Origin of the sequence: Alistipes montrealensis, from assembly GCF_018362775.1 — a bacterium.
Lineage (GTDB): Bacteria > Bacteroidota > Bacteroidia > Bacteroidales > Rikenellaceae > Alistipes > Alistipes montrealensis.
On the sequence record NZ_JAGYXY010000004.1, the window covers coordinates 234,412 to 256,899 of the forward strand.

At 58.4% G+C, this 22,488-nt stretch carries 19 protein-coding genes and 2 tRNA genes; 2 read left to right on the top strand and 19 right to left on the bottom strand.

Annotation, left to right across the window (positions count from 1 at the left end):
• The first annotated feature begins 146 nt into the window (after positions 1 to 146).
• A complete protein-coding gene (locus KG007_RS09980; RefSeq protein ID WP_195461141.1) occupies positions 147 to 851 on the top strand; it encodes a FadR/GntR family transcriptional regulator in 705 nt (234 codons plus the stop codon).
• A gap of 75 nt (positions 852 to 926) precedes the next feature.
• On the opposite strand, the gene KG007_RS09985 is transcribed toward KG007_RS09980, so the two are convergent.
• Genes KG007_RS09985 through trxA form a run of 3 tightly spaced genes read right to left on the bottom strand, consistent with a single transcriptional unit; the run spans position 927 to position 1,916 of the window.
• Positions 927 to 1,280, bottom strand: coding sequence for a MarR family winged helix-turn-helix transcriptional regulator (locus KG007_RS09985; RefSeq protein ID WP_213348581.1), 354 nt, complete (start codon positions 1,278 to 1,280; stop codon positions 927 to 929).
• Positions 1,273 to 1,467, bottom strand: a complete 195-nt coding sequence (locus KG007_RS09990) for a 4Fe-4S binding protein (protein WP_195461143.1) — start codon at positions 1,465 to 1,467, stop codon at positions 1,273 to 1,275. Before KG007_RS09990 ends, KG007_RS09985 begins: the two co-directional genes overlap by 8 nt.
• Positions 1,467 to 1,916: a thioredoxin gene (gene trxA, locus KG007_RS09995; RefSeq protein ID WP_195461144.1), complete on the bottom strand. Its 450-nt coding sequence runs from the start codon at positions 1,914 to 1,916 to the stop codon at positions 1,467 to 1,469. The genes KG007_RS09990 and trxA overlap by 1 nt, the downstream gene beginning before the upstream one ends.
• A gap of 86 nt (positions 1,917 to 2,002) precedes the next feature.
• Here trxA and KG007_RS10000 point away from each other — a divergent pair, with 86 nt between their 5' ends.
• Positions 2,003 to 2,563 (top strand): hypothetical protein, encoded by a 561-nt coding sequence (locus KG007_RS10000; protein ID WP_213348583.1) that lies wholly within the window; start codon positions 2,003 to 2,005, stop codon positions 2,561 to 2,563.
• A gap of 30 nt (positions 2,564 to 2,593) precedes the next feature.
• Here KG007_RS10000 and KG007_RS10005 read toward each other — a convergent pair whose 3' ends face one another.
• The 16 genes from KG007_RS10005 to KG007_RS10080 form a co-directional block, all read right to left on the bottom strand.
• Positions 2,594 to 3,937 (bottom strand): TolC family protein, encoded by a 1,344-nt coding sequence (locus tag KG007_RS10005; RefSeq protein WP_213348585.1) that lies wholly within the window; start codon positions 3,935 to 3,937, stop codon positions 2,594 to 2,596.
• On the bottom strand, positions 3,934 to 6,975 hold the full coding sequence (locus tag KG007_RS10010) for an efflux RND transporter permease subunit (RefSeq protein WP_213348586.1): 3,042 nt from the start codon (positions 6,973 to 6,975) through the stop codon (positions 3,934 to 3,936). The genes KG007_RS10005 and KG007_RS10010 overlap by 4 nt, the downstream gene beginning before the upstream one ends.
• Positions 6,976 to 6,987: 12 nt before the next feature.
• Positions 6,988 to 8,070: an efflux RND transporter periplasmic adaptor subunit gene (locus tag KG007_RS10015; RefSeq protein WP_195461147.1), complete on the bottom strand. Its 1,083-nt coding sequence runs from the start codon at positions 8,068 to 8,070 to the stop codon at positions 6,988 to 6,990.
• Positions 8,071 to 8,528: 458 nt separating this feature from the next.
• A tRNA-Val gene (locus KG007_RS10020) sits at positions 8,529 to 8,603 on the bottom strand.
• A gap of 47 nt (positions 8,604 to 8,650) precedes the next feature.
• Positions 8,651 to 8,724: transfer RNA gene (locus tag KG007_RS10025), tRNA-Arg, on the bottom strand.
• 125 nt (positions 8,725 to 8,849) lie between these two features.
• Positions 8,850 to 9,911, bottom strand: coding sequence for a TlpA disulfide reductase family protein (locus KG007_RS10030; protein WP_213348588.1), 1,062 nt, complete (start codon positions 9,909 to 9,911; stop codon positions 8,850 to 8,852).
• Between the two features lie 10 nt (positions 9,912 to 9,921).
• Complete coding sequence (locus KG007_RS10035) at positions 9,922 to 10,989, bottom strand: TlpA disulfide reductase family protein (protein ID WP_213348590.1); 1,068 nt, start codon at positions 10,987 to 10,989, stop codon at positions 9,922 to 9,924.
• Between the two features lie 25 nt (positions 10,990 to 11,014).
• Positions 11,015 to 11,605: a crossover junction endodeoxyribonuclease RuvC gene (gene ruvC / locus KG007_RS10040; protein ID WP_195461327.1), complete on the bottom strand. Its 591-nt coding sequence runs from the start codon at positions 11,603 to 11,605 to the stop codon at positions 11,015 to 11,017.
• Between the two features lie 91 nt (positions 11,606 to 11,696).
• Positions 11,697 to 12,755: a TlpA disulfide reductase family protein gene (locus KG007_RS10045; RefSeq protein ID WP_213348592.1), complete on the bottom strand. Its 1,059-nt coding sequence runs from the start codon at positions 12,753 to 12,755 to the stop codon at positions 11,697 to 11,699.
• Between the two features lie 2 nt (positions 12,756 to 12,757).
• A complete protein-coding gene (lpxD, locus tag KG007_RS10050; protein ID WP_213348594.1) occupies positions 12,758 to 13,798 on the bottom strand; it encodes a UDP-3-O-(3-hydroxymyristoyl)glucosamine N-acyltransferase in 1,041 nt (346 codons plus the stop codon).
• A 2-nt stretch (positions 13,799 to 13,800) separates the two neighbouring features.
• Positions 13,801 to 14,271, bottom strand: coding sequence for a pantetheine-phosphate adenylyltransferase (gene coaD, locus KG007_RS10055; protein WP_195461162.1), 471 nt, complete (start codon positions 14,269 to 14,271; stop codon positions 13,801 to 13,803).
• A 73-nt stretch (positions 14,272 to 14,344) separates the two neighbouring features.
• Positions 14,345 to 14,884 (bottom strand): RNA polymerase sigma-70 factor, encoded by a 540-nt coding sequence (locus KG007_RS10060; protein ID WP_249413305.1) that lies wholly within the window; start codon positions 14,882 to 14,884, stop codon positions 14,345 to 14,347.
• Between the two features lie 247 nt (positions 14,885 to 15,131).
• Positions 15,132 to 16,193 (bottom strand): DUF1735 domain-containing protein, encoded by a 1,062-nt coding sequence (locus KG007_RS10065; protein WP_195461163.1) that lies wholly within the window; start codon positions 16,191 to 16,193, stop codon positions 15,132 to 15,134.
• Between the two features lie 30 nt (positions 16,194 to 16,223).
• On the bottom strand, positions 16,224 to 17,117 hold the full coding sequence (locus tag KG007_RS10070; protein WP_213348596.1) for an endonuclease/exonuclease/phosphatase family protein: 894 nt from the start codon (positions 17,115 to 17,117) through the stop codon (positions 16,224 to 16,226).
• A gap of 33 nt (positions 17,118 to 17,150) precedes the next feature.
• Positions 17,151 to 18,926 carry a RagB/SusD family nutrient uptake outer membrane protein gene (locus KG007_RS10075; RefSeq protein WP_213348598.1) on the bottom strand — a complete coding sequence of 592 codons (1,776 nt, stop codon included), beginning with the start codon at positions 18,924 to 18,926 and terminating at the stop codon, positions 17,151 to 17,153.
• Positions 18,927 to 18,945: 19 nt separating this feature from the next.
• Positions 18,946 to 22,461: a TonB-dependent receptor gene (locus tag KG007_RS10080; protein ID WP_195461166.1), complete on the bottom strand. Its 3,516-nt coding sequence runs from the start codon at positions 22,459 to 22,461 to the stop codon at positions 18,946 to 18,948.
• Positions 22,462 to 22,488 lie beyond the last annotated feature (27 nt).

Below are 22,488 nucleotides of genomic sequence, written 5' to 3' on the forward strand. Positions count from 1 at the left end.
TGCCGAAAAGTATGACAACTTTTTCAATTTTTTTCAAATTCCGGGCCTTCGGGGCGGTAAACGGCGTCCGGGGCGTGTATGAAAAAGACGGATTTATTTGGTTTAATTGGTTTTTTTACGATCTTTGTGCTGCAAATCCTTATTTTATGAATAACTCGCCGAACATCAAACAGGTGGAAACCGTCCTGAAATACATTAAGCATCAGCTCTATTCCGGGCAATTGCAGCCGGGAGAACGCCTCCCTGCCGAGCGGCGGCTGGCGGACATGCTGGGTGTGGGCCGGGCCCATGTGCGTGCGGCATTCCAGAAACTCGAATTTTACGGCATCGTCCAGACCTTTCCCCAGAGCGGCACGGTCGTCGCGCAGGAGAAGATGCAGGTGCTCGAACGCTTGATTACCGATGCGCTCCAGATCGAGCAGTACGACTTCGCGTCGCTGGTCTACGTGCGCGTGCTGCTCGAAGCCGAGGCCATCAAGCTCTGCGCCCGTAACCGTACGGACGAGGATCTGGAACTCATCGAGCAGGCATTGCTGGAGTGCGAGGCGAAATTTTATACCGACGAGCGCGTTTCGAAGGATTTCGCCTACCACCAGGCCTTGGCCCGCGGGGCCCACAATCCCGTGATTGCATCGATGCTGTTGGTCATTACGCCCGACGTGCTGCGCTACTACCAGCGTTACCGCGTCTGCACGGTCCCGCAGGAAGAGGTTTGCTTCGAGCACCGCGAACTGCTGCGCTGCGTCCGAGAGAAGGACGAAGAGGGGGCTGTGGCGATGCAGCGCCGCCACCTCAAGTCGCTCAGCGAGTTCGCAGCGGCCTTCAACGACGAGAACCATTTCCTCGAATAGCCGGTCTGCGCCCTGAAATGACAAACGGCCGTCCCTTTCGAGACAGCCGTTTGCTGTGTTTAGTTGCGTCACGTTCTACCCGTCGATCCAGTCGCGCAGGATTTGAGGCATTTCTACCTCCCGGCAGCAGACCGATACGAGTAGTTCGTGTCCTTTTTGGGTAAGTGAGTAGTACATCTGGCGCCGGTCCTTGCAGCAGAGTTCACGGACCACCAATCCTTTCAGTTCCACCGAGCGGAGCACCTTCGAGGTGTTCGAGGGCGTGAGGCCCAGCAGTTCGCCCAGTTCTCCCGGGCACATGCGCTCGGTTTTCGAGAGGCTGCACAGCGTCATGCCTTCGTTCAGGCAGATGCCGTAGCGTTTTTCAAACGCGGCTTCGAACTGGTGTACGGCGCGTTGCAGGTCGCGGATTCTGCAAAGGTCAGTCATCTGTCTTCACTTTATATACCGCTTGCTTTCCGCAGTGTTTCATACACTTGCCGCATTCGATGCATTTTTCCGGGTCGATCTGCGGAAGGGCGTTTCCCGTCTGGGAGATCGCGCCCGCCGGACAGATTCCGATCATCGGACAGCGGTGGTTTTGCGGACAGAGCCCGGCGTCGACCGTCAGTGCCATTACTTACCCAACATTACTTTGTCGATAGCCTCCTTGAGCGAATCCTTGGGCATTGCGCCCTGGGCCATCTGGGGTTTGCCTTCGAGCGGGATGAACAGCAGCGTGGGGATCGAGCGGATGCCGAACGCTGCGGCCAGTTCCTGTTCCTCCTCGGTGTTGATCTTGTAGATGTAAATCTGGTCTCCGTATTCGGCAGCCAGTTCTTCGAGCACCGGGGCGAGGGCCTTGCAGGGACCGCACCACGAAGCGTAGAAGTCGATCAGTGCGGGCTTGTCACCCAGATATTTCCACTCCTGGGAGTTTTTTTCGTAATCGGCTACCTTCTTCAGAAAGTCGGCCTTGGTCATTGCAATCGTTTTCATATTTGTCGTTTTTTTGTTGTTTTCCTGTGCATGGCTCCCGGTTGCGAATGCCAGAAGCGCAAAGGCTGTAAAAAGCAGTTTTCTCATCGTCTTTTCAATTGTTCTCTATCAATAACGATGCAAAGATATGATTTATTTTCCAATAAAACAAATTTCCATAGGAAAATAAATAAATGACTGACTTCGGGCTGATGTCGGGATTATTTAGTATATTGTATCCAATAACGATTTGGAAATCGGGCGGAAACTCATTCAAAAACGGATTAAATATGAAAAGTTGCGTATTCGGTAAGTGGTCGGCATTGCTGTGCCTGATGGTTTTCGTGGGAGGGGGTATTTTTTCCTGTTCGGATAAGAACGATGACACCCCCGGATTCCCGAAAGAAAAGGTTATCGGGTTTATCCGCGAAAATCTGTATAACGCGGATGGAAATGTGGCAGCCAACAAGATGAGCGAATATCAGGAGGGCGAATTCAATCTGATTGCGGACGATGAATACGAGGTACGCGAATATTTTGCCAAAATGACCGGCATCGAGATTCCCGAAGCCGAAACCTACAAAGCGGTATATCGGTCGTCCGACGGCAAATGCGTGATTGAAATCGAGGGGACCCGGCTTCCCCGAGCGGAAATTTTCGCCGACGTTCGGTTCTCCGTTCCCGAATTTCCGGAAATCAAACTGATTCACATTGGCACGAAGGATATGATGGAAGCAGGCCCCGTGGCGGAATAAGAAATACGGTTCCGTTCGGGCAGCAGCCTGTTATTCCAGATAGACCATGACGTTGCCGCTGATCTGCTGCAACGAGATTTCGCACAGCTTGGTGTTGTATTGTGCCGTGAGGATGCGTTCTTCGGCATCCAGCAGGCTCTTCTGCGCTTCGCGCATCTCGATGCCCGGCAGGACGCCCAGCAGGTAACGCTCCATGGCGATCTCGTAGTTCTCCTTGGCGGCGATCAGGTTTTCCTTTTCGAGCAGGATCACTTCGAGGTTGTTGCGGTAGGCTTGCCAGAAGTTCGCCAGGTCGGCACGCAGCGACTGTTCCAACTGCTGCTGCGTCAACTGCGCGTTCTCGACGCCGATGCGGGCGTTGCGCTGCTCGCGGCGGCGGTTGCCGTCGAAAATCGTGAAGCCTACCTTCACCCCGGCGTTCAGCCCGAGCGTTCCGCGGGAGAGATTCGCTCCCGAGCCGTAGCGGTTGTAGGTATAGCCGTAGCCTGTCGTCAGGTTTACGTAGGGATAGTTGCGCGATTTGATGCTCTGCAGGTCCAGTTCGGCCAGCGAACTGTCATGCCCGGCCATCAGCAGCGAAGCGTTTGCCGAAAGGGTTTTGGCCAGCAGGTCGTTCCAGTCGAGCGTGGCGTTGACCCGGATCACCGAGTCGGGGATGACGAACTTTTCGGCGAGGTTCTCGTTGGCCAGCAGTTCGTTGATACGGATGCGCGAGGAGGTCACCAGTTCGTGCTGGGACATGTACTTCGAGCTGTCGGCGTTGAAATCGACGCGGGCCTGCAACAGGTCGAGGCGTGAGAAGCTGCCGACCTGGACGCGCGCTTCGGTGATGCGCAGCCGCTCGCGCGAAAGCGAGACCGCATAGCGGAAGTTCTCCAGGCGCAGCGTCTGCTGGATGTAGTTGTAATATTCGGCCGTGAGGTTGGCCATGAAGTCCTCGATAGTGATGCGCGTTTTCAGCGCGCCCATCTCCTGCATCTCCTTCAGACGCTTGAAGTTGGTGCGGATGCGGAATCCGTCGAACAGCGTCCAGTTTACCGCCAGTCCCACGTTGGCCGTCTGGTCGTAGACGCTGTTTTCGGTCGAGGCGTTCCCGTCGCGCGGGGTCGTGGTGCGGTCGTTGTCCAGTGCGCCCGTATATCCGGCCGAGAGGTCGACCGTCGGCAGCATTCCGGCATTGCCCGCCGTGGCGTTGTTGTCGCTGATGCGTTCGTCGTTGCGCACGATACGCACGTCGTAGTTCTGTTCCAGCCCGATTTCCAGGCATCTGCGCAGCGAGAGCGGAGTGGATGCCTCCCGGTTCGACGGCACCTCCTGCGCTCCGGCCGCACTGCCGATTCCCAGCAGCAGGGCCGCTAAAAATGCTTTTTTCATGCGTCGTTTTTTTTCGATTGCTTGATTCGGTCCGTCGAGACGTAGCTGTAAATGGCCGGGACGATGTAAAGCGTCAGCAGCGTCGAGACCACCATGCCGCCCACGACGGCTATGCCCATGGCGATACGTCCGTTGGCGCCTTCTCCCGTGGCGACGGTCAGCGGCAGCAGGCCCAGGATGGTCGAGGCCGAGGTCATCAGGATTGGGCGCAGGCGCTGGAGCGAAGCCTCCTCGATGGCCCGCATCTTGTCCAGTCCGGTCTCCTGTTTCTGGTTGGCGAACTCGACGATCAGGATGCCGTTCTTGGCCACCAGTCCGATCAGCATGATGATGCCGATCTGGCTGAAAATATTCATCGTCTGGTCTGTGCCCCACATGAACACCAGCGCTCCGGCGATGGCCAGCGGCACGGTGAGCATGATCACCAGCGGGTCTTTGAAACTCTCGAACTGTGCCGCGAGGATCAGGTAGATCAGCAGGATGGCCAGGATGAAGGCGAACATCAGGCTCGACGAACTTTCGCGGAACTCTTTCGAGTCGCCGGCAAGCGCCGTACGGAAGTCGTCGCCGAGGGTCTTGTCGGCGATGCGGTCCATTTCGTCGAGGCCCTGTCCGATGGTTTTGCCTTTGGCCAGTCCGGCCGATACGGTGGCCGAAATGAACCGGTTATAGTGGTAGAGCTGCGGCGGTGCGACATTCTCGACCATCGAGATCAGGTTGTCCAACTGGATCATCTCGCCCTTGTCGCTGCGCACGTAGATCGAACGCAGGTCGGCGGGCTTGTTGCGCTGCTGGCGGTTGATTTCGGCCAGGATTTCGTACTGCTTGCCGTTCATGTAGAAGTAACCGAGGCGCTGGCCGCTGAGCCCGTACTGGAGCGTCTGGGCGATATTGCGCGTCGAAACGCCCATCAGGTTGGCCTTGTCGCGGTTGACCTCGATGCGTACCTCGGGCTTGCTGAACTTGAGGTCCACGTCGGCCATCTGGAACACGGGGCTTTCGTAGACCTGCCGCATGAACTCGGGCAGCACCTCCTGCAGTCGTTCGAGGCTGGTGGCCTGCAACACATACTGCACGGGCATGCGTCCGCGGCGGCCGCCGAAGGTGCTCTGTTGCTGGACGAAAGCGCGGGCCTTGGTCTTGGTGCGCACGGCGGCCGAGATCTGTTCGGCAATCTCCATCTGCGACCGCTCGCGGGTCGAGATGTCCGTCAGGGCAATGCGGATGTTTCCCGAGCCGCTCGACACGCGGGCCGTTACCGACTCGGCCTCCGGCACGAGCGAATCGACCAGCCGGTTGATATCTTCGGTGTAGTCGCGGATGTATTCGTAGGTGGCGCCCTCCGAGCCGCGCGTGTTGATCGAAATCTGCGAACGGTCCTCGAGCGGGGCCATCTCGGCCGGGATCGAACTCCACAGCCAGCCGATCAGGCCGACCATCAGGCCGACGAGCGGCAGGGCCAGCCAGCGGCGGCGCAGGAACGAGGCCAGCGTCCGGCTGTAAAAATTGTTGAGCCCGATGAAGAAGGGCTCGGTTTTGCTGTAAAACCAGTTTTTCTTCTCCTGCCGCACGAGCAGTTTGGTGGCGAGCATCGGGGTGATCGTAAGCGCCGCGAAGGTCGAAATGACGACCGCACCCGAAATCACCATGCTGAATTCGCGGAACAGGCGTCCGGTCATACCCTCCATGAAGACGATCGGGAAGAAGACGGCGATCAGCGTGATCGAGGTCGAAATGACCGCGAAGAAGATCTCCTTGGCCCCCTCGATGCCGGCGTCACGGGGCGTCATGCCCCGTTCGATGCGGATGTAGATGTTTTCGGTCATCACGATCGCGTCGTCGACGACCAGTCCCACCGAGAGCACCACGGCCAGCATCGACAGCACGTTGATCGAGAAGCCTGCGATGTACATGATGAAGAAGGTTCCGATCAGCGACACCGGGATCACGATACAGGGGATCAGCGTCACGCGGCAGTTGCGCAGGAAGAGGAAGATGATGATGATCACCAGGATGAAGGCTTCGTAAACGGTATCCTTCACCTCGTTGATCGATGCGCGGATGAAGCGCGTGTTGTCGAATCCGTAGGAAGTCACCACGTCGTCCGGAAGGTCCTTCTTCATGGTCTTCATGCGTGAATAAACCGCGTCGGCGATCTCGATGTGGTTGGCGCCCGGTTGGGGGATCACGACGACGCCCACCATCGGAATGCCGTTCATCTTCATGTAGCTGCGCGTGTCCTGCGGGCCCAGTTCGGCGCGTCCCACGTCGCTCATGCGGATGATGCGGTCGGCATCCTCGCGCACCACCAGGTCGTTGAACTCCTGCGTGGTGTGCATCAGGCCCATCGTGCGGATCGTCAGTTCGGTGGTGTTGCCTTCAATGCTACCCGAGGGCAGTTCGACGTTCTCGCGGTCGAGGGCGTTTTTGATGTCGGTAGGGGTGATGCCGTAGCCGGCCATCTTCGCAGGGTCGAGCCACAGGCGCATCGAGTAGCGTTTTTCACCCCAGATTTGCACGCCGCTCACGTCGCTGATGGTCTGCAACTGCTCCTTGACCGTCAGGTCGGCGATTTCGCTCAGTTCGAGCAGCGAGCGTTTGTCGCTCTGGATCGTGACCATCAGGATGGGCGAAGCGTCGGCGTCGGCCTTCGTTACGGTCGGGGGATCGCAGTCGCGGGGAAGGAACCGTTGGGCGCGCGAGACTTTGTCGCGCACGTCGTTGGCGGCGGTTTCGAGGTCTACCGAGAGTTCGAACTCGACGGTGATGCGGCTCTGGCCCTGGCTGCTGACGCTCGACAGCGAGCGGATGCCCGGGATGCCGTTGATGTTCTGTTCGAGGGGTTCGGTGATCTGGTTCTCGATTACGTCGGCATTGGCGCCCGGGTAGGAGCACGTTACCGAGATGATCGGGTTGTCGACGCTCGGGAACTCGCGTACGCCGAGATAACTGTATCCGATGAAGCCGAATAGCAGGATGATGATCGTCAGCACCGACGCCAGGACGGGCCTCCGTATGCTCAGTTCGGAAATGTTCATGCGGCGGCGGGGTTATTCGACGGTGTCGAGTTTGACGGGAAGGCCTTCGCGCAACTGGAGCGTGCCGGAAGTGATGAGCGTGTCGCCGACGCTGAGTCCGTCGATGATCTGGATGCTCGAATCGGTCCGCAGCCCGGTCTTCACCTCGGCGGTGTGTGCTTTGCCTCCCTTGTAGAGGAATACTTTGTCGACGCCCATTTCCGGTACGAGGGCCTGGGTCGGGATGGCGATGGCGTCGGGAATTTCGTGCATGCGGATCTGCACCGTCGCAAAGCGTCCCGGCAGCAGCGTGCCCCGCGTGTTGGGGTAGTGGGCCCTGACAGCCAGCGTACGGGTGGCTACGTCGACCTTCGATTCGGTGGCGTAAACTGCGGCTTCGAACCGCTCCTGGCGTCCTTCGATGGTGAACGAGAGCCGCGTTCCGGCCTTGATCTGGTTGGCGTAGCGTTCCGGGACGAAGAAGTCGATCTTCAGGGGTGAAATCTTCGTGAGCTTGGCCACCACGACGCTGGGCGAGGCGTAAGCGCCTTCGCTGACGTTTCGAAGGCCGATCACGCCGTCGAACGGCGCGCGGAGTTCCGTGAGTGCGATGTTCGATTTCACGATGGCGATGTCGGCGTTGAGCATCGCCAGTTCCGTGCGGGCCTGTTCGTAGGCCTCCTGGCTGACGGCGTCTTTTTTGAGCAGGGCGCTCTGGCGGTAAACGCGGTCCTCGGCCAGCTTGAGCTGCGCTTCGTAACGCGAGAGCTGGGCCAGCAGCGGCAGGTCGTTTACCTTGGCCAGCAGTTCGCCTTTGCGGACGACGGTTCCTTCCTGGAAGTTGATCGCCACGATCTTGCCCGAGGTTTCGAACGACAGGTCTACCTCCTCGTCGGGCAGCAGGTTGCCCACCGTGGTGATGCCGTCGGTAAGCCGCTCGGGGCGGATGACGAGACCGTTGACGTTGAGTGTGTTCTGCCTGCGGGGGGCGATCGGCGCATCGGCGTCGGCCGACGATGCGGAACCTTTGTCGCCAAGCAGGTTATAGAGTCCCAATGCCAGGCAGAATACCACGAGAACAATGGCTGTGATGATCCATTTCTTTTTCTTATTCATTGCGAGAGTCAGGTTTTGCGTTGGAAAGTCGTATGCAAAGATACGATAAAAAGCGGTTTTGCCATCGGCTCCCGGTAGCAAAACGGGCTTCGGGACATAAAATTACGGCTCTTCATCCGATTATCCGGTCCCGGAGGGGTGAAACGGAAAAAATCGGAGGTGAAATAGCGCCGATCCCGGAATTTGAGGTGTATTCCGGCGCGGCGGTCCGCGAAAAAGCAGTCGCATAACCGCTTTTGCCATCATTCCGGAGAGGTGCTCGGTGCTGTTCGGGCGAATCGTCGTTAAACCGTATCTCGTATCGGGGACAATACGCCGGCATTGCTTCGCCTGTCGTGCTCATCGGGGCCGGTTTGCACATGGGTTGAAACCAATTCCGGATTCCGCTGTAAAAACGCCCGGACGCCCACGAATAAAAAAACGACCTGTCATGTAGGCAAGTCGCTTGTTTTCATCGGTGGGAACATGCGGATTTGAACCGCAGACCTCCTGCTTGTCGAGCAGGCGCTCTAAACCAACTGAGCTATGCTCCCTTTACAAAAAAACCACCTGCATTGCTGTAAGTGGTTGATTTTAAGAGTGACACCGACAGGACTCAAACCTGTAACCTTCTGATCCGTAGTCAGATGCTCTATTCAATTAAGCTACGGTGCCGAATTGCGATTGCAAATGTAGGGCAAAAATCCGAAACACGCAAATAATTGCTCAAAAAATTTAATAAAAATGATAATCCGGCCGGTTGTCAGAAACTCATCGGCCGGATTATCAGTCAGATGCCGTTATTTCATTAATTCCTCCAACCGGGCTTGCAATTGCTTGCCGGGAAGGTTTTTGGCGACAATCACGCCTTCGGGCGAGATCAGGAAGTTCGACGGGATGAAGCGGATGCCGTACATTTCGGCGGCGGGGCTTTGCTTGCCTCCGCCGGGCGACAGCACGTTCGTCCACGGAAGTTCGTTTTCGGAGACGAACTGCTGCCAGCGTGCCGTGTCGTGGTCGATCGATACGGCATAGATCACGAATCGGCGATCGCTGAATGCGTCGTAAACCTCTTTCAGATGCGGAATCTCGCGGCAGCAGGGACCGCACCATGTAGCCCAGAAGTCGAGCAGCACCCAGCGGCCGGGACCGACGAGCGACGAGAGTGTCACCGTCTCCCCGGCAGCGTTTTTCAGTGCGAGGTCCATGTAGGGCTGGCCGACGGAAGAACGCTCGATGGCTTCGATCTGCCGCCGCACACTCTCCAGCACGGGGTGGTGCTGCAATTCGTCGGGGAATTGCGCAAGCCGTTCCCGGGCCTTTGCAGGGTCCGCATCGGCGCGCCGGGAATAGAGGAATGCGCCCAGCAGGTTGTCGCGGTTGGCTTCGAGCGCATCGCCGGGAATCTGGCGGTAAATCCGACTCAGCGAGTCGAGACGCTGCTTCCGTTCGGGAGTGTCCGGTTCGTTTTCCATCGCCTGCATGATGTTGCCGAGCGATACCTGGGCGGCGTTCATGGCGTTGAACGCATCGTTGAGCGGTGTTCCGGTGAACTGCCAGTCGCGTACGTCCCCTGTCGGTTCGAGCCGGATGTCGGCGGCTTCGAGCAGGATCGGGGCCCCGATGCGGCGGTCGTTGTGCATCAGGTTGGCGATCGTCGGTTCGGCGACGTATCCGCGGATGCGGAATGTGCTGTCGCTGCGTACGACCGTAACGGCCAGCACCGAGTCGTTCTCGTAGGGCGAGCACAGGCGAAGCGTGTCGCCCGGGGCGAGGCCGGCTTTGCCCGAAAGGGTGTAGTTGGGGCCTCCGCAGCCGGATAGCGTCGCAGCGGCGAGGATTGTCGGGAAAATTCTGTTCATCGGAAAGTCTTTATTTGAATACTTCTGCGAGTTTTTCTTCGAGATGTTCGCCGCGCAGGTCCTTCGCTACGATTTTGCCTTCGGGTGAGATCAGGAAGTTTGAGGGGATGGAGCTGATGTTGTAGATTGCGGTGGGATCGAATCCTCCGCCTTTTTCCTTCGCTACATTGATCCAGTTCAAGCCTTTGTCTTCGACGACTTGTCTCCATTTGGTCAGGTCCTTGTCGAGCGATACGCCGTAAATTTCGAATCCTTTTCCCTTATAGGCTTCGTATGCCTTTTTCAGATGGGGAACCTCCTGCATGCAGGGTTGACACCAAGTAGCCCAGAAATCGAGCAGCACCCAGCGGCCGGGACCGACGAGTGATGAAAGCGCAACGGTCTCACCAGCGGCGTTTTTACAGGAAAAATCGGTATAGGGATAGCCGACGGTATTATGGGGTTGGCTGACGGCGCTCTGTGCGGTGGCTTGGGAGACTTCTATCGATTTTTTCAACATCGGATGTGCCTGCATCTCGGATGTAAATTGCGCCAGGCGGGTTTTGACCTTATCGGGATTGTCCTTGATGTTCTGGAATTCGTAGCTGTTGAAGACCCAGGCTCCGAAAACGTTGTCGAGATTGGCGTCTACGGTTTGGGCATAGAGTGCATTCATCTCGGCCAGGATCGCTTCGAGTGACTGTCCCTGAGAGCCTTTGCGGAGTTTGTCTCCGAAAGCGGACATTGCTTCGTCGAATGCTTTTTTCCGGTCGTTGAGCGGTGTTCCGCAGACGACGTAGCCGAATGCGGGATCGTATTTCTCGATTCGGATTTTTCCGGGTTCGAGGAAGATCCAGGCTGGATCATTGGTTCCGTTCCGGTTGGCCAGGAAGACCATTTCCGGGGTTGTAACGGTCCCTTTCAGCGAAACGGTCGTGTCGGCGTCCACGATGCCCGCGGCGAGCACCGTGTTGTCGGAAGCCCGCAGATAGACCGAGTCGCCCGGAGGCAGTTCGTAGCGGCCTGTGATGGTGTAGTTTGCGCCTCCGCAACTGCATAGCAGGGCGGTGGCGAGGGCAGCGGTCAGAAGGTTTTTCATGATGGCAGGTAGTTTTGGATTGGTTTTATTTGATCTCCCGGTCGGGATTCTTTTTCAGGAATTGCTCCCAGCTTTGCGAACCGCCTTTCGAGGCCGCTTTTTTGCCGCCTCCGAGCCCCTTCACGCGCTCGCTGCCCAGCGCGGCGTTGAGCGGGCTCGCCGTGGTGAAGTAGTGGCACAGGGCGACAGCCATGCCGTCGGTGGCGTCGAGCCGTTTGGGCGGCTGGTCGATGGTGAGCGTGCGGCAGACGATGGAGGCCACCTGCTCCTTGGCGGCCGATCCGCGGCCCGTGATCGACTGTTTGATACGCATCGGGGCGTATTCGAATACGTCGATGCCGCGGCTCAGCGCCGCCGCCATCGCCACGCCCTGGGCCCGGCCCAGTTTGAGCATCGACTGCACGTTCTCGCCGAAGAACGGCGACTCCAGCGCCACTTCCCGCGGGGCGTACTCGTCCACCAGCGCTCCCACGCGTTCGAAAATGTAGCGCAGTTTGGCGTAGGGGTCGGGGAGTTTGTGCAGGTCGATGTCGCCCAGCACTACCGAGCGCACGGTGCGGCCCTCGACCTCCAATACGCCGTAACCCATGTAGTTCGTGCCGGGGTCGATGCCCATGATGCGGTATGAATCGGTCTTTGCCATCTGTCGAATTAAAAGCCCCTCCCTCCCGATGGAACGGAACGGAGGGGCCGGATTATCTGAAGGTTTACTGGGCCAGCAGCTCCGATACTTTCTCGTAGAGCGCCTCGCCGCGCAGGTTTTTGGCGACGATCGTGCCCTGGGCGTCGATCAGAAAGTTCGACGGAATGCCCTGGATGGCGTAATCCTTTGCGGCCTGGTTGTCGAAGCCTTTCACCTCGCTGACGTGCAGCCAGTTCATGCCGTTCTGGTCGACGGCGGCCAGCCACTTTTCGCGGTTCTGGTCGAACGATACGCCGTAAATTTCGAAACCCTTCGGGTGGAATTCGTCGTAAGTCTTCTTCAGGTGGGGAACCTCGCCCATGCAGGGGCTGCACCACGAAGCCCAGAAGTCGAGCAGGACATATTTGTTCGCCGGATTCTTAACCGCCGATTCGAGCGATACCTGCTCGCCGGCGGCATCGGGCTGCACGATGTCGATGAACAGCTGGCCGATGTCGGTCTTTATCTTCTGTTCGGCGTTCTCCTTGAGTTTCACGAGCACGGTGTTCTGCTGTATGGCTGCCGGGAATTTGGCGATCTCGTCGAGCAGTTCCTGTCCCGAGAGTTCGTAGCCCAACTGCTGTGCGAGGAGCATGGCCCCGAAAAGGTTTTCGCGGTTCTGCTCCATGACCGTACGGGTCAGCTGGTTGTATTCCTCTTCGATGGCCTCGCGGCGCTCGTCGGTGGTGTTCGGATCGCGGAACTCCTGGACGAGTGCGTTGCCGGCCGCCGCATAGGCGTCGCTGGCGTCGTTGGCGGGAGTGCCCTTCACCTGCTTGCGGTAGGGGGTCTCCGCGTTGTCGGCTACGGTGATCGTGCCCGGTTCGAGTATCAGCATTGCACCGAACGTGGCTCCGTCGTCGCGTGCGTCGCGCAGGATGGCTACCTGCGGGTTCTCAGCGATGCCTTCGATGCGGAATGCCCCGTTCGCGACGGTTGCCGAGTCGAGTATATTGTCCTCCTCGTCGAAGAGGTAGACCATGCCGTTGGCTCCTTCGATCTTACCTTCGATGGCATACTTGTTTTTGTTGCCGCAACTGCACAGCGCGACGGCTGCTGCTGCGAGGATCAGGATTTTTTTCATCGCTATTGTTTGTTTTTGAGTTCTGCGAGTTGTTTTTCCAGGTCGCGGACCTGCTGCGCCAATTCGGGCAGGCGTTTGAAAACAGCCGATGCGCGGTGGTACTGAAGCCCCGGCAGTGCGGGATAGCCCATGCGTACCTGGTCGTCGGGAACGTTCTTGTCGATGCCGCTCTTGGAGGCGATCTTTACGCGGTCGCCGATCGTCACGTGGTCGGCGACGCCCACCTGTCCTGCCAGGAAGCAGTTGCTGCCGACTTTCGAAGTCCCGGCAATGCCGGTCTGTGCCGACGATACGGTGTTTGCGCCGATCTGGACGTTGTGTCCGATCTGGATCAGGTTGTCGAGTTTCACGCCGCGGCGGATGACGGTCGAGTCGGTTTTGGCGCGGTCGATGCAGGTGTTTGCGCCGATCTCCACGTCGTCTTCGATCACCACGTTGCCCAACTGGGGAATCTTGTCGAATCCACCCGACGGATTGGGCATGAAGCCAAATCCGTCGGCGCCGATCACCGCCCCTGCGTGCAGGATACAGTTGTTGCCGACGACGCAGCCTTCGTAGACCTTGACGCCGGGGTAGAGCGTGGTGTTGTCGCCGACTTTCGCGCCGCGTCCCAGGTAGACCTGTGGATAAATCTGGCAGCCTTTGCCGATCGTGACGCCCTCTTCGACGACCGTGAAATCGCCGATGTAGCACTCCGCGCCGACCTGTGCCTTTTCGGAAACCGATGCGCGGTCGCTGATTCCCGTGCGGCGGGGTTTCGCGGCGTTGTACATCTCGAGCAGTTTCAGGATGCAGGCGCCTGCGTCGTCCACCTTGACGAGCGTCGCGGCCACGGGTTGCGCGGGAGTGAACGAACGGTTGACGAGTACGATCGACGCTTCCGTGGTGTAGAGAAAAGGTTCGTATTTGGGATTCGTGAGGTAGGCCAGCGAACCGGCCTTGCCTTCCTCGATCGAGGAGACGGTGTGTACCTTGGCGTCCTTGTTGCCGACAACGTCGCCGCCTAAGAACCCGGCGATCATTTCGGCTGTAAATTCCATCATAATTACAGGTATTTGTTAATATCTATTCCTATGGGCATGAACTCTTCCACGTTGCGTCCGAACGAGAGCACCTCGCGCACGGTCGACGACGAAATGTCGGCCACGGGCGAGGGGGTAAACAGCATGACGGTCGTGATCTCGGGATAAATCCGGTGGTTGGTGGCCTCCATCGTGCGCTCGTACTCGAAGTCGGTGGTGTTCCTCACGCCGCGGATGATGGCGCAGGCTCCCGTTTCCTCGGCGAATTCACCGGTCAATCCGGTGTAGACGAGCGCTTCGACACGCGGCTCGTCGCGGTAGATATCGTCGATGAGCCGCTTGCGGTTTTCGACGGTCAGCAGTCCTTGTTTGGAGGTATTGTTGCCGATGCCGATTACCACACGGTCGAAAAGATTCAGCGCTTCGTCCACCAATGCCGCATGGCCGCGCGTGAAGGGGTCGAACGACCCGGGGAAGATTGCAGTGCGTTCCATATCGGACAAAGGTAGAAAAAAAACGGAAAAGCCGCACGTTTTCCGTTTTTTATTCATTGCGGGGTGCAGCGGGTCATTCCTTGTGGAGCAATCTGCGCAGACGCCGCAGCGCCTTGCTCATCTGCGCTTCGACGGTCTTGACGGAAATTTGCATTTCGGCGGCTATTTCGGCGTTCGAGAGTTGTTCCCGGCGGCTTTTGAGGAAGATGTCGCGGCAGCGGTCGGGCAGTTGGGAGACGGCTTCGGCCACGAGTTCCATGATCTCGTCGGTCTCGATCCGCAATTCGTCGGGACCGGCGAAAATCTCCCCCAGTTCATCGAACGGAATGTAGGAAAAACGATCGTCGCGCAGGCGGTTGAGCGCCCGGTTGCGCACGGCGCGGAACAGGTAGGCGCGCACCGAAACGGTGATCTGCAACTCTGCGGCGTGCTGCCAGAGATAGGTATAGACATCGAGCACGACCTCTTCGGCCGATGTACGGTCGCGGAGCCAGAATTCGGCAAAGCGGCACAACGGCGCATAGTGGCGGTCGAACAACTCCCGGAAGGCGGTGATTTCCCCCCCCCGTCTGAGTTGCAGCCATAGGGCCATATCACGTTCGTTGTCTGACATGTGCGGGTCTTTATTGCATATATCGGTACATAAAGATAATGAATCTTGGCGATATAAAACAGTTTTCCGTATGCCCGGCCGTTGCAAGACGGCGGTTTTTCCGGTCCGGGGCCCGCTTTGTCCGGCATCCCGGCGTCCGCCCGGGTACGGCATCCTGTTTCGTTCCGATGCCCGCCCGGAGTCGGGTTGGCCGGAAATGACAAAAGCCTGCGGGATCATTCCCGCAGGCTTTTGGTAAGAACGCGGATTATTCGAGCAGTTCGTTATTGCCCCATACGTTCAGTTCAGCGATGCACCAGCCCCGGAAAGTCGGGTTGTAGGTCTTGTTCGTATAGCTGATATTGATACGGAAGCGGATATAACGAGCGTGCTGGTAATCTTCGAGCATCGGGTCGATAACCACGGCAAGCGGATCCAGCGGAGTCTCGGGATCGGTCCTGTAGTCGCGATACTCCTGCCGGTAGGTCCAGTTCTGGTCGTTCTCGGCGCCCAGACCGTCGCCGGTGATCGTCTTGGCGGTCCAGACTTCGAGGTGGGCGATTCCGTAGCGGGCGCCGGCCTCGGGGTTGCCCGTGGTCATGTAGCGCTGCGAGAACTGGAGACCGCGCACGGTCACCTCGCGCCCCAGGTCGAGGACGAAGTCGTAGGGCGGATTGGCCTGTTCTTCGTCGGCGTTGCAGTAACCGAACGTGTTGATGTCCTCGTCGAACATCTTGTTGACCTCATAGCCGGGTTTCGCCTTGGGCGAGGCCAGCAGTTTCCAGTTGTTGCGGTCGAGCAGCATGGGAGCGGGCGGTCCCGGTTTGACGGTCTTGTTGAAGAGGATGTAATGGACGTTGCCGGTCTCCGAGATCGTGGCCCGCGGATCGCCTTTGATCGAGTCGATGGCGATCGGCAGCAGGTAGGCCTCCTCGTCGGGCATGCGCAGGCTCTGCAACTCCACCTTTATCGTCGTCGAAAGCGTATTGTAGCGGGGCAGCATCACCTCGTCGGTCGAGAACGTATAGGCATCCGACGGGCAGAGCTTGTAGGACGTTCCGTGAGCCTTGTTGTAGACGTCGACCAGCTCGGGAGCGGTCTTGAGCACTACGGTGACATAGTTGCCGCTGATCTGCTCGGCGGCGACACGGATGTTGACGGTTTGCTTCTTGGGGCTTTCCAGCGAAATCACCTGTGCGTCGGTCGAATAGGCGTTCTGAATACCCAGTACGGCAGCCTCCTTTACCACCGGTCCGTCGTCGTCCTTGCAGCCGACCAATGCGACGAGCAGGGCGGCCGTAAGGGTGAGGAGTTTTGTATGTCGTGTCATAATCGGTTGGTTTTAGGGTTCGTGTCCGTGTTAGAATTTGACGTCGACCATTACGGGGATGTGGTCCGATGCCTGCTTGATGTCGCCATTGCGGAACGAGTTCATGATCTTGGTGCTGATCACCTCGCACTTGGCGTCGTTGCCTTTCCACAGCATGATGTAGTCGATACACTTGTTCGGCTTCTGCGAAGAGTGGGTGAAGTCGTTCTCCCCGTGAGGACTCAGCACCTTCCATTCCTCCTTCAGTTTGGTCAGCGTAGTGGTTTCGGGACGGGCGTTGAAGTCGCCGCCCAGGAAGACCGGCTTCTTCGACGCGGCGAACTCCTGCTCGATGGCCTTGTTGATCTGTGCTACCTGCTCCAGCTGCGAGCGCGACGATACGTGGTCGAGGTGGGTCGTGGCGAATACGTATTTCTCAAACTCGGCGACCACCATCACGCGCGGCTCGGCTCCGTCGCCCTTGGGCAGCGCAACGGAGAACGTTCGGATGGGTTTCTCGTGGCAGACGATGCCGTCGCCATAGGCGCCGCCTTGGTAGGCCATGGCGCGGAAGAAGCTGTAATTCCAGTCCTCTCCCATCAGTTCGGCGAACTTCTTGAGTTGGAAGACGCGCATCGTGCGCACCGTGCAGCTGTCCAGTTCGCTGATACCCACGAGGTCGGCCTTGGCTTCGGTCATCATGTCGGCGACCATCTGGTAGCTGTCGGTGTATTTGGAGAAGATGCCGACGTTGTAGCTCACCAGGCGCGTCGTACCCTCGTTTTTCGGGTAGTAGTCCACATCCGGCTTCTCGCCTTCGCCGGGTTTCAGGTGGGGCGGGATTTCGGTTTCGTCGAACGGTTTGTCGCTGCTGCATGCCGTTACCTTGCAGCTGAGTCCGAGCAGCAGCAGGATTGTCAGGTATTTTTTGATCGTATGTTTCATTTTTGTCGTGTTTTAAAGTTATCTGTTTCGAAATCAGAGGTCCAGCCCGTCGTTCCAGCCGGGGTTCTGAGTCAGGGCTCCGCCGGTCAGCGAGCGGTCGTTGGTCGGGATCGGGTAGAAGTAGTCCCGTGCCTCGTTCCATTCGCCCGGATTGTTCTTGTGGGGGGCGATATAGCCGTAGCTGCCCTCCGAAAGATAGATGTCCTGGTCGATCTCCATCACCAGCGGAGCTTTGGTCGAGGGGGTTTCGCCTTTGCTCTTGAGGTAAATGTCGGGCGTTCCGTCGCCGTCGAGGTCGTACTCCTTGGTTCCCTCGGGGATGTAGATGCCGCGCAGCGGCTGGGTGAAGGTCTTACCCTCTTTCCAACGGATGATATCGTAATAGCGGTGTCCCTCCTGCAGGAGCTCGATGCTGCGTTCGCGGCGGATTTCGAGAATGACGCCCTTGTTGGCTCCGCTGACGTTCGGATAGCCCGTCTCTGCGGATGACAGGTAGGGGTCGGGGTTGGCGTTGGCGTCGTCCATATCGAGGTTGGGCATGCCTACACGGTCGCGCAGCTTCTTGATCGTCAGGTCGATGTCATTCTGCGTCAGGGTTCCGATTTCGGCCTTGGCCTCGGCGTAGTTGAGGTAAACCTCGGCCGAGCGGATGATCGGAAGGTCGGTGTACGAGAGGTTGTAGCCGTCGGACTCGAAGTTGGTCGGGGCGACGAACTTGATGGGCTGGTATCCCGTCATGCAGGTCGACAGGCTCGGCACTTCCTTTTTCGTCGAACCGATACGCGTGTATCCCGGCGTGCGGATCGACTGTTCGAGGCGTGGATCGCGGTTGGTGCACTGATCCTTGAACTCCATCGTCTGCCAGCCCTGGCGGTCGGTGAAGCGCGAACCGTCGGCCATCAGGTAGCTGTCGACGATCTTGCGGGTTATGCCCGGGCGGCCGTACGAAGTGTTCAGCGAGTAGAACGTACTGTTGTGGAATACACTGAGGCTCCTGCTGTAATCGCGGGCGAGCACGACCTCGATGCCTTGCGCCTCCTCCGATACGAACAGGTCGCGGTAGGCCTCCTTGGCGCCACTTTCGGTGTAGAGACCGTAACCGCTGTTGCTGATGAACTCTTCGGCGGCAGCGGCGGCCTGTTCGAGATACCATTTCCAGTCGTGCTCGTAGCCGTCGATTTTGTGGTATTTGCGGAAGGTTCCCTCGAAGAGGCAGAACCGCGATTTGAGAGCCAGGGCCGTCCACTTCGTTATGCGGTAGAGGTCGCGTTTGGTGGAGAGGTGGGCGATGGCGTAATCGATGTCCTCGATCATGCGCTGCATGACGAATTCGCGCGGGTCGCGCGGGCGCTTGAGCTCGGGATCGGCCGAACCGAGGGGCTTGGCATACCAAGGCACATCGCCGAAGCGTTTCACCTTCTCGAAGTAGAAGTAGGCGCGGAAGAAGCGGGCCAGGGCGTCGTAGCGCGTCCGGACCTCGGTGTCCTTGCAGTTGACCGAATATTCGAGCAGCGTGTTGATGTCGCGCAGGCCGGTCCAGGTCCAGCCGCCGCCCGATGCCGGGATCGTGCGGCCGCCGCGCATTTCCTGGGGCAGGTCGCTGTGGATCAGGTTGTCCCAGTACTCGTTGTAGAGTCCGTCGCTCGGGAACGCCGTATAGAATTTGTTGCTGAAGGCCTGCAATTCGTTTTCGTTCGAGAAGAAGGTCTCGGGCGACATCTTCGACAGCGGGTATTTGTCGAGCCAGTCCTCGCACGACGAAAGCGTCAGGGCGCAGCTCGCGATCAGTATCAATGGAATCTTTTTCATTCTCTTCTCATTTAAACGGTTAGAAGGTGATGTCTACACCGAACATATAGGTTTTTTGCCAGGGGTAGGTGCGCATCTCGTCGTTCATGGCAGCCATTTCGGGATCTATGTAGTCCGAGTGGATGGGCGACCAGGTGGCGAGGTTCTCACCCGTGAAATAGATGCGCAGGCTTTCGATCAGCGCCTTGCGGGTCCATTTCTTGGGCAGCGTGTATCCTACCGTGAGGTTCTTCAGGCGGCAGTAGCGGATGTTCTGCATGTAGCGGTCGTTGGTGGCCGTCAGCTCGCGGTTGGTGCCCGACAGGGCCACATAGCCGCGCGGACGGGGGAAGTAGGCGTCGGGGTTCTCCTCGGTCCAGTACTGGGTGTGGAAGTCGCGGGGCATCCAGCTTGCATAGGGGCGGGCATAGGGCCCCCAGAATGCGATAGTGTTGGCTTTCGGATACCAGTGACGGCGGCCGATGCCCTGGAAGAAGATCGAGAAGTCGATGCCGGCCCACGACATGCTGAGCGTCGATCCGTATTGGAAACGCGGCTGGCTGTTGCCGATGATCTCGCGGTCGCCCGGATCGTCGACGGTGTTTTTGCCGATGGAGATCATGTTGTCGCCATCCAGATCGAGGAATTTCAGGTCACCGGCATGCAGGCCGCGCTCCGATCCGGCCGCGGCATTGATGCGGTTGTTGACGTTCGTCTGGTCGACGGGGTAGTTGGCGGCCTCTTCGTCCGAAGCGAACAGGCCTCCGATGCGGTAGCCCCAGATTTCGCCCCAGCGCATGCCTTCGTAGTACTTCTTGGCGAAGGTGCGGTCGGGGTTGTCGTACCGGGTGATGTTGGTGACGTAGTCGTTGAAAGTCACCGTCACGCTGTACGAGAACGGGCGGCGCAGCAGCTGGAACTCGTCGCGCCAGTTGAGCGAGAGTTCGTAACCCTTGGTGCGCAGGTCGGCGCTGTTCATTTTCGGCGAGTCTGCGCCGTAGGTGGCCGGCAGGGCGACGCCCTCGGTGAGCATGTCCTTCGTGTCGCGGATGTAGAAGTCGGCGGAGAAGGCCAGACGGTTGTTCAGGAAGCTCATGTCGACACCCAAGTTGTTGTGAATACTCGTTTCCCACGAGAGGTTCGAGGCTACGGGAGCCGAGATGGTCGCCGTGGCGGGCTTGTTGCCGCCGAACAGGTAGCTCTGGTTGCCGATCGAGATTTGACGGATGTAATCGTAGTAGCCGACGTTCTGGTTGCCCAACTGTCCGTACGAGTAGCGCAGTTTGAGGTTGTTGAACTGGTCGCGGATGCCGTCGAAGAAGGCCTCCTCCGAGATGCGCCATCCCAGCGAGAAGGAGGGGAAGAAGCCCCAGCGATGTCCGCGCTTGAAGCGTGACGTACCGTCGTAGCGGCCGCTTACCTCGACGAGGTATTTGCCCTTGTAGTCGTAGTTCAGGCGGCCGAAGAAGCCCATCAGGGCGTATTCGTTCTGACCGCCGCCTACCTCCATGCGCTTGTCGCCGTCGGCGTCCTGGCCTATGAGGTTGAGGTCCATCAGCGTTTCGGAAAGCAGGTTGTAACCCGTTGCGGAGACATCCTTAAGGAACTTGGTCTCCCAGTTGAAACCGACCATCGCCTTGAAGTTGTGATCCTGGGCGAAGGTGCGGTTGAACGTACCGTAGATGTTGGCCTGGTAGTAGTTGTGCATCATGGTTTTTTCGTAGAGCTTGTCCTCGAACCGGCTGCCCGACGAAAGGGTTTTCACCTCGCCCGGATACTGCGAGTATTCGGTGTTGACCTGGCGGTTGACGTTGTGCTGGGTGTTGAACATGTAGGTGAAGTTACCCTTGATCTCCAGCCCCTTGACCGGGGTCCAGGTCAGTTCCGTGGTGGTCGACATGTTGTCGGTCTTGTCCTTGTTGTAGTGTCCGCCCTTGTTCATGATCGTGGGCAGACCGTCCATGATCGAGTACTTCGACAGCGAGGTGTAGTAGACGCTCGTGCCGTCTGGGTTGTAGGGCATCATCGAGGCCAGACCGTGTACCGTGCCCAGCGAGAATGCCGTATTGACACCCGAGGGGCCGGGATAGTAGTACTGATAGTTGTAGTAGCTGGTGTTGTTGCTGATCTTCAGCCACTTGTTGATGTCGAACGAGATCTTCGAACGGAAGTTGATACGCTGCAAACGGTCGGGATCCTGGCGGAAGAGACCCTCCTCGCTGTAATAGTTGCCCGAAAGCATGTATTTCACCTTCGAGTTGCCGCCCGAAAGCGAAATGCTGTGGCTCGTGTTGGGATGCTCGTCCTTGAACAGGTAGTGATACCAGTCGAAGTTGGCATAGTAGGCATAAGTGTCGCGGCCGTCGCGCTGGTCGATCTTGACCCACGGGCGGTCGGGATGTTCCACCTTGTCGTTGCGGCGGGCCCACAGTTCCATCATGTCGTCGGCGGTGTAGTTCGTGTAGTTGGTTCCCGCATCTGCATGCCAGAACAGGTCGTTGACGTAGACCGAGTAGTAACCGCGGGTCTCGTAGTCGGTCGAGGTGGTGGGTTCGTTCCAGCCCCAGCGGCCGCTGTACGAGATGCGGGTCTTGCCCGTGGTGTCGCCGCTCTTGGTCGTCACGAGCACCACGCCGAATGCCGCACGGGCTCCGTAGATGGCTGCGGCCGAGGCGTCCTTGATGACCGAGATCGAAGCTACGTCGTTGGGATTGAGCTTCATCAGGTCGCCTTCGGCTCCGTCGATCAGCACCAGCGGCGAACCGCCGTTGATCGAGGTGATACCGCGGATGTTGAGGTCGGCGGAGTTGCCCGGACGACCCGACGAGGTCGAGATCGTAAGGCCCGGAACCGATCCCTGGAGCATGTGGGCCACCGAGGGCGCCGAGCGGTTCTGCAACTGTTTTTCATCCACCGTGGCAATGGCTCCCGTGAGGTTCATTTTCTTCTGGGTTCCGTAACCTACGACCACGACATCCTCCATATTCACGGCGTCTTCCGTCAGGAAGACCTTCACGTTGTTTTGTGAAGCCGATACGGCGACTTTCTTGCCGACATAGCCCAGGTAGGTGAAGTCGAGCGTCACGTCGGCGTCGGGAACCGGGAGCGAGAAACTGCCGTTGGCCTCGGTCACCGTGCCGCGGGTGTTGTCGCCTACGAGCGTGACGGCCACGCCCGCCAGCGGAGCTTCGGACGAGTCGTTGACGACGCCTTTGATCGTACGTTGTGTGGCGGAGGTTTTGCGGGCCGGGATCAGCGCGATCTGGCGTTCGGTGATGGTAAAGTTCAGCCCTGTCGAGGCGAGCATTTCCTTCAAGGCGGCTGAAATAGGCATGTGTTTCGCCTTGAGGCTTACGCGCCGGGAGAGGTCGGTTTGCTTGGCATCGTAGAAGAACGTGTACTTGCTGTTCTTCTCGATCCGGGATATGGCTTCCGAGAGCGGGATGTTGGAGAACTCCATGTCGAGAGTCGGTTCCTGCTGCGTCTGGCCATATACAACCGTCGTACTGCTGAAGACCAGCAGCAAAAAGATTGCAAATAGTCTAAAGTGCATCATGTTTGAGGTTTTAAGTTTGTGGATGGT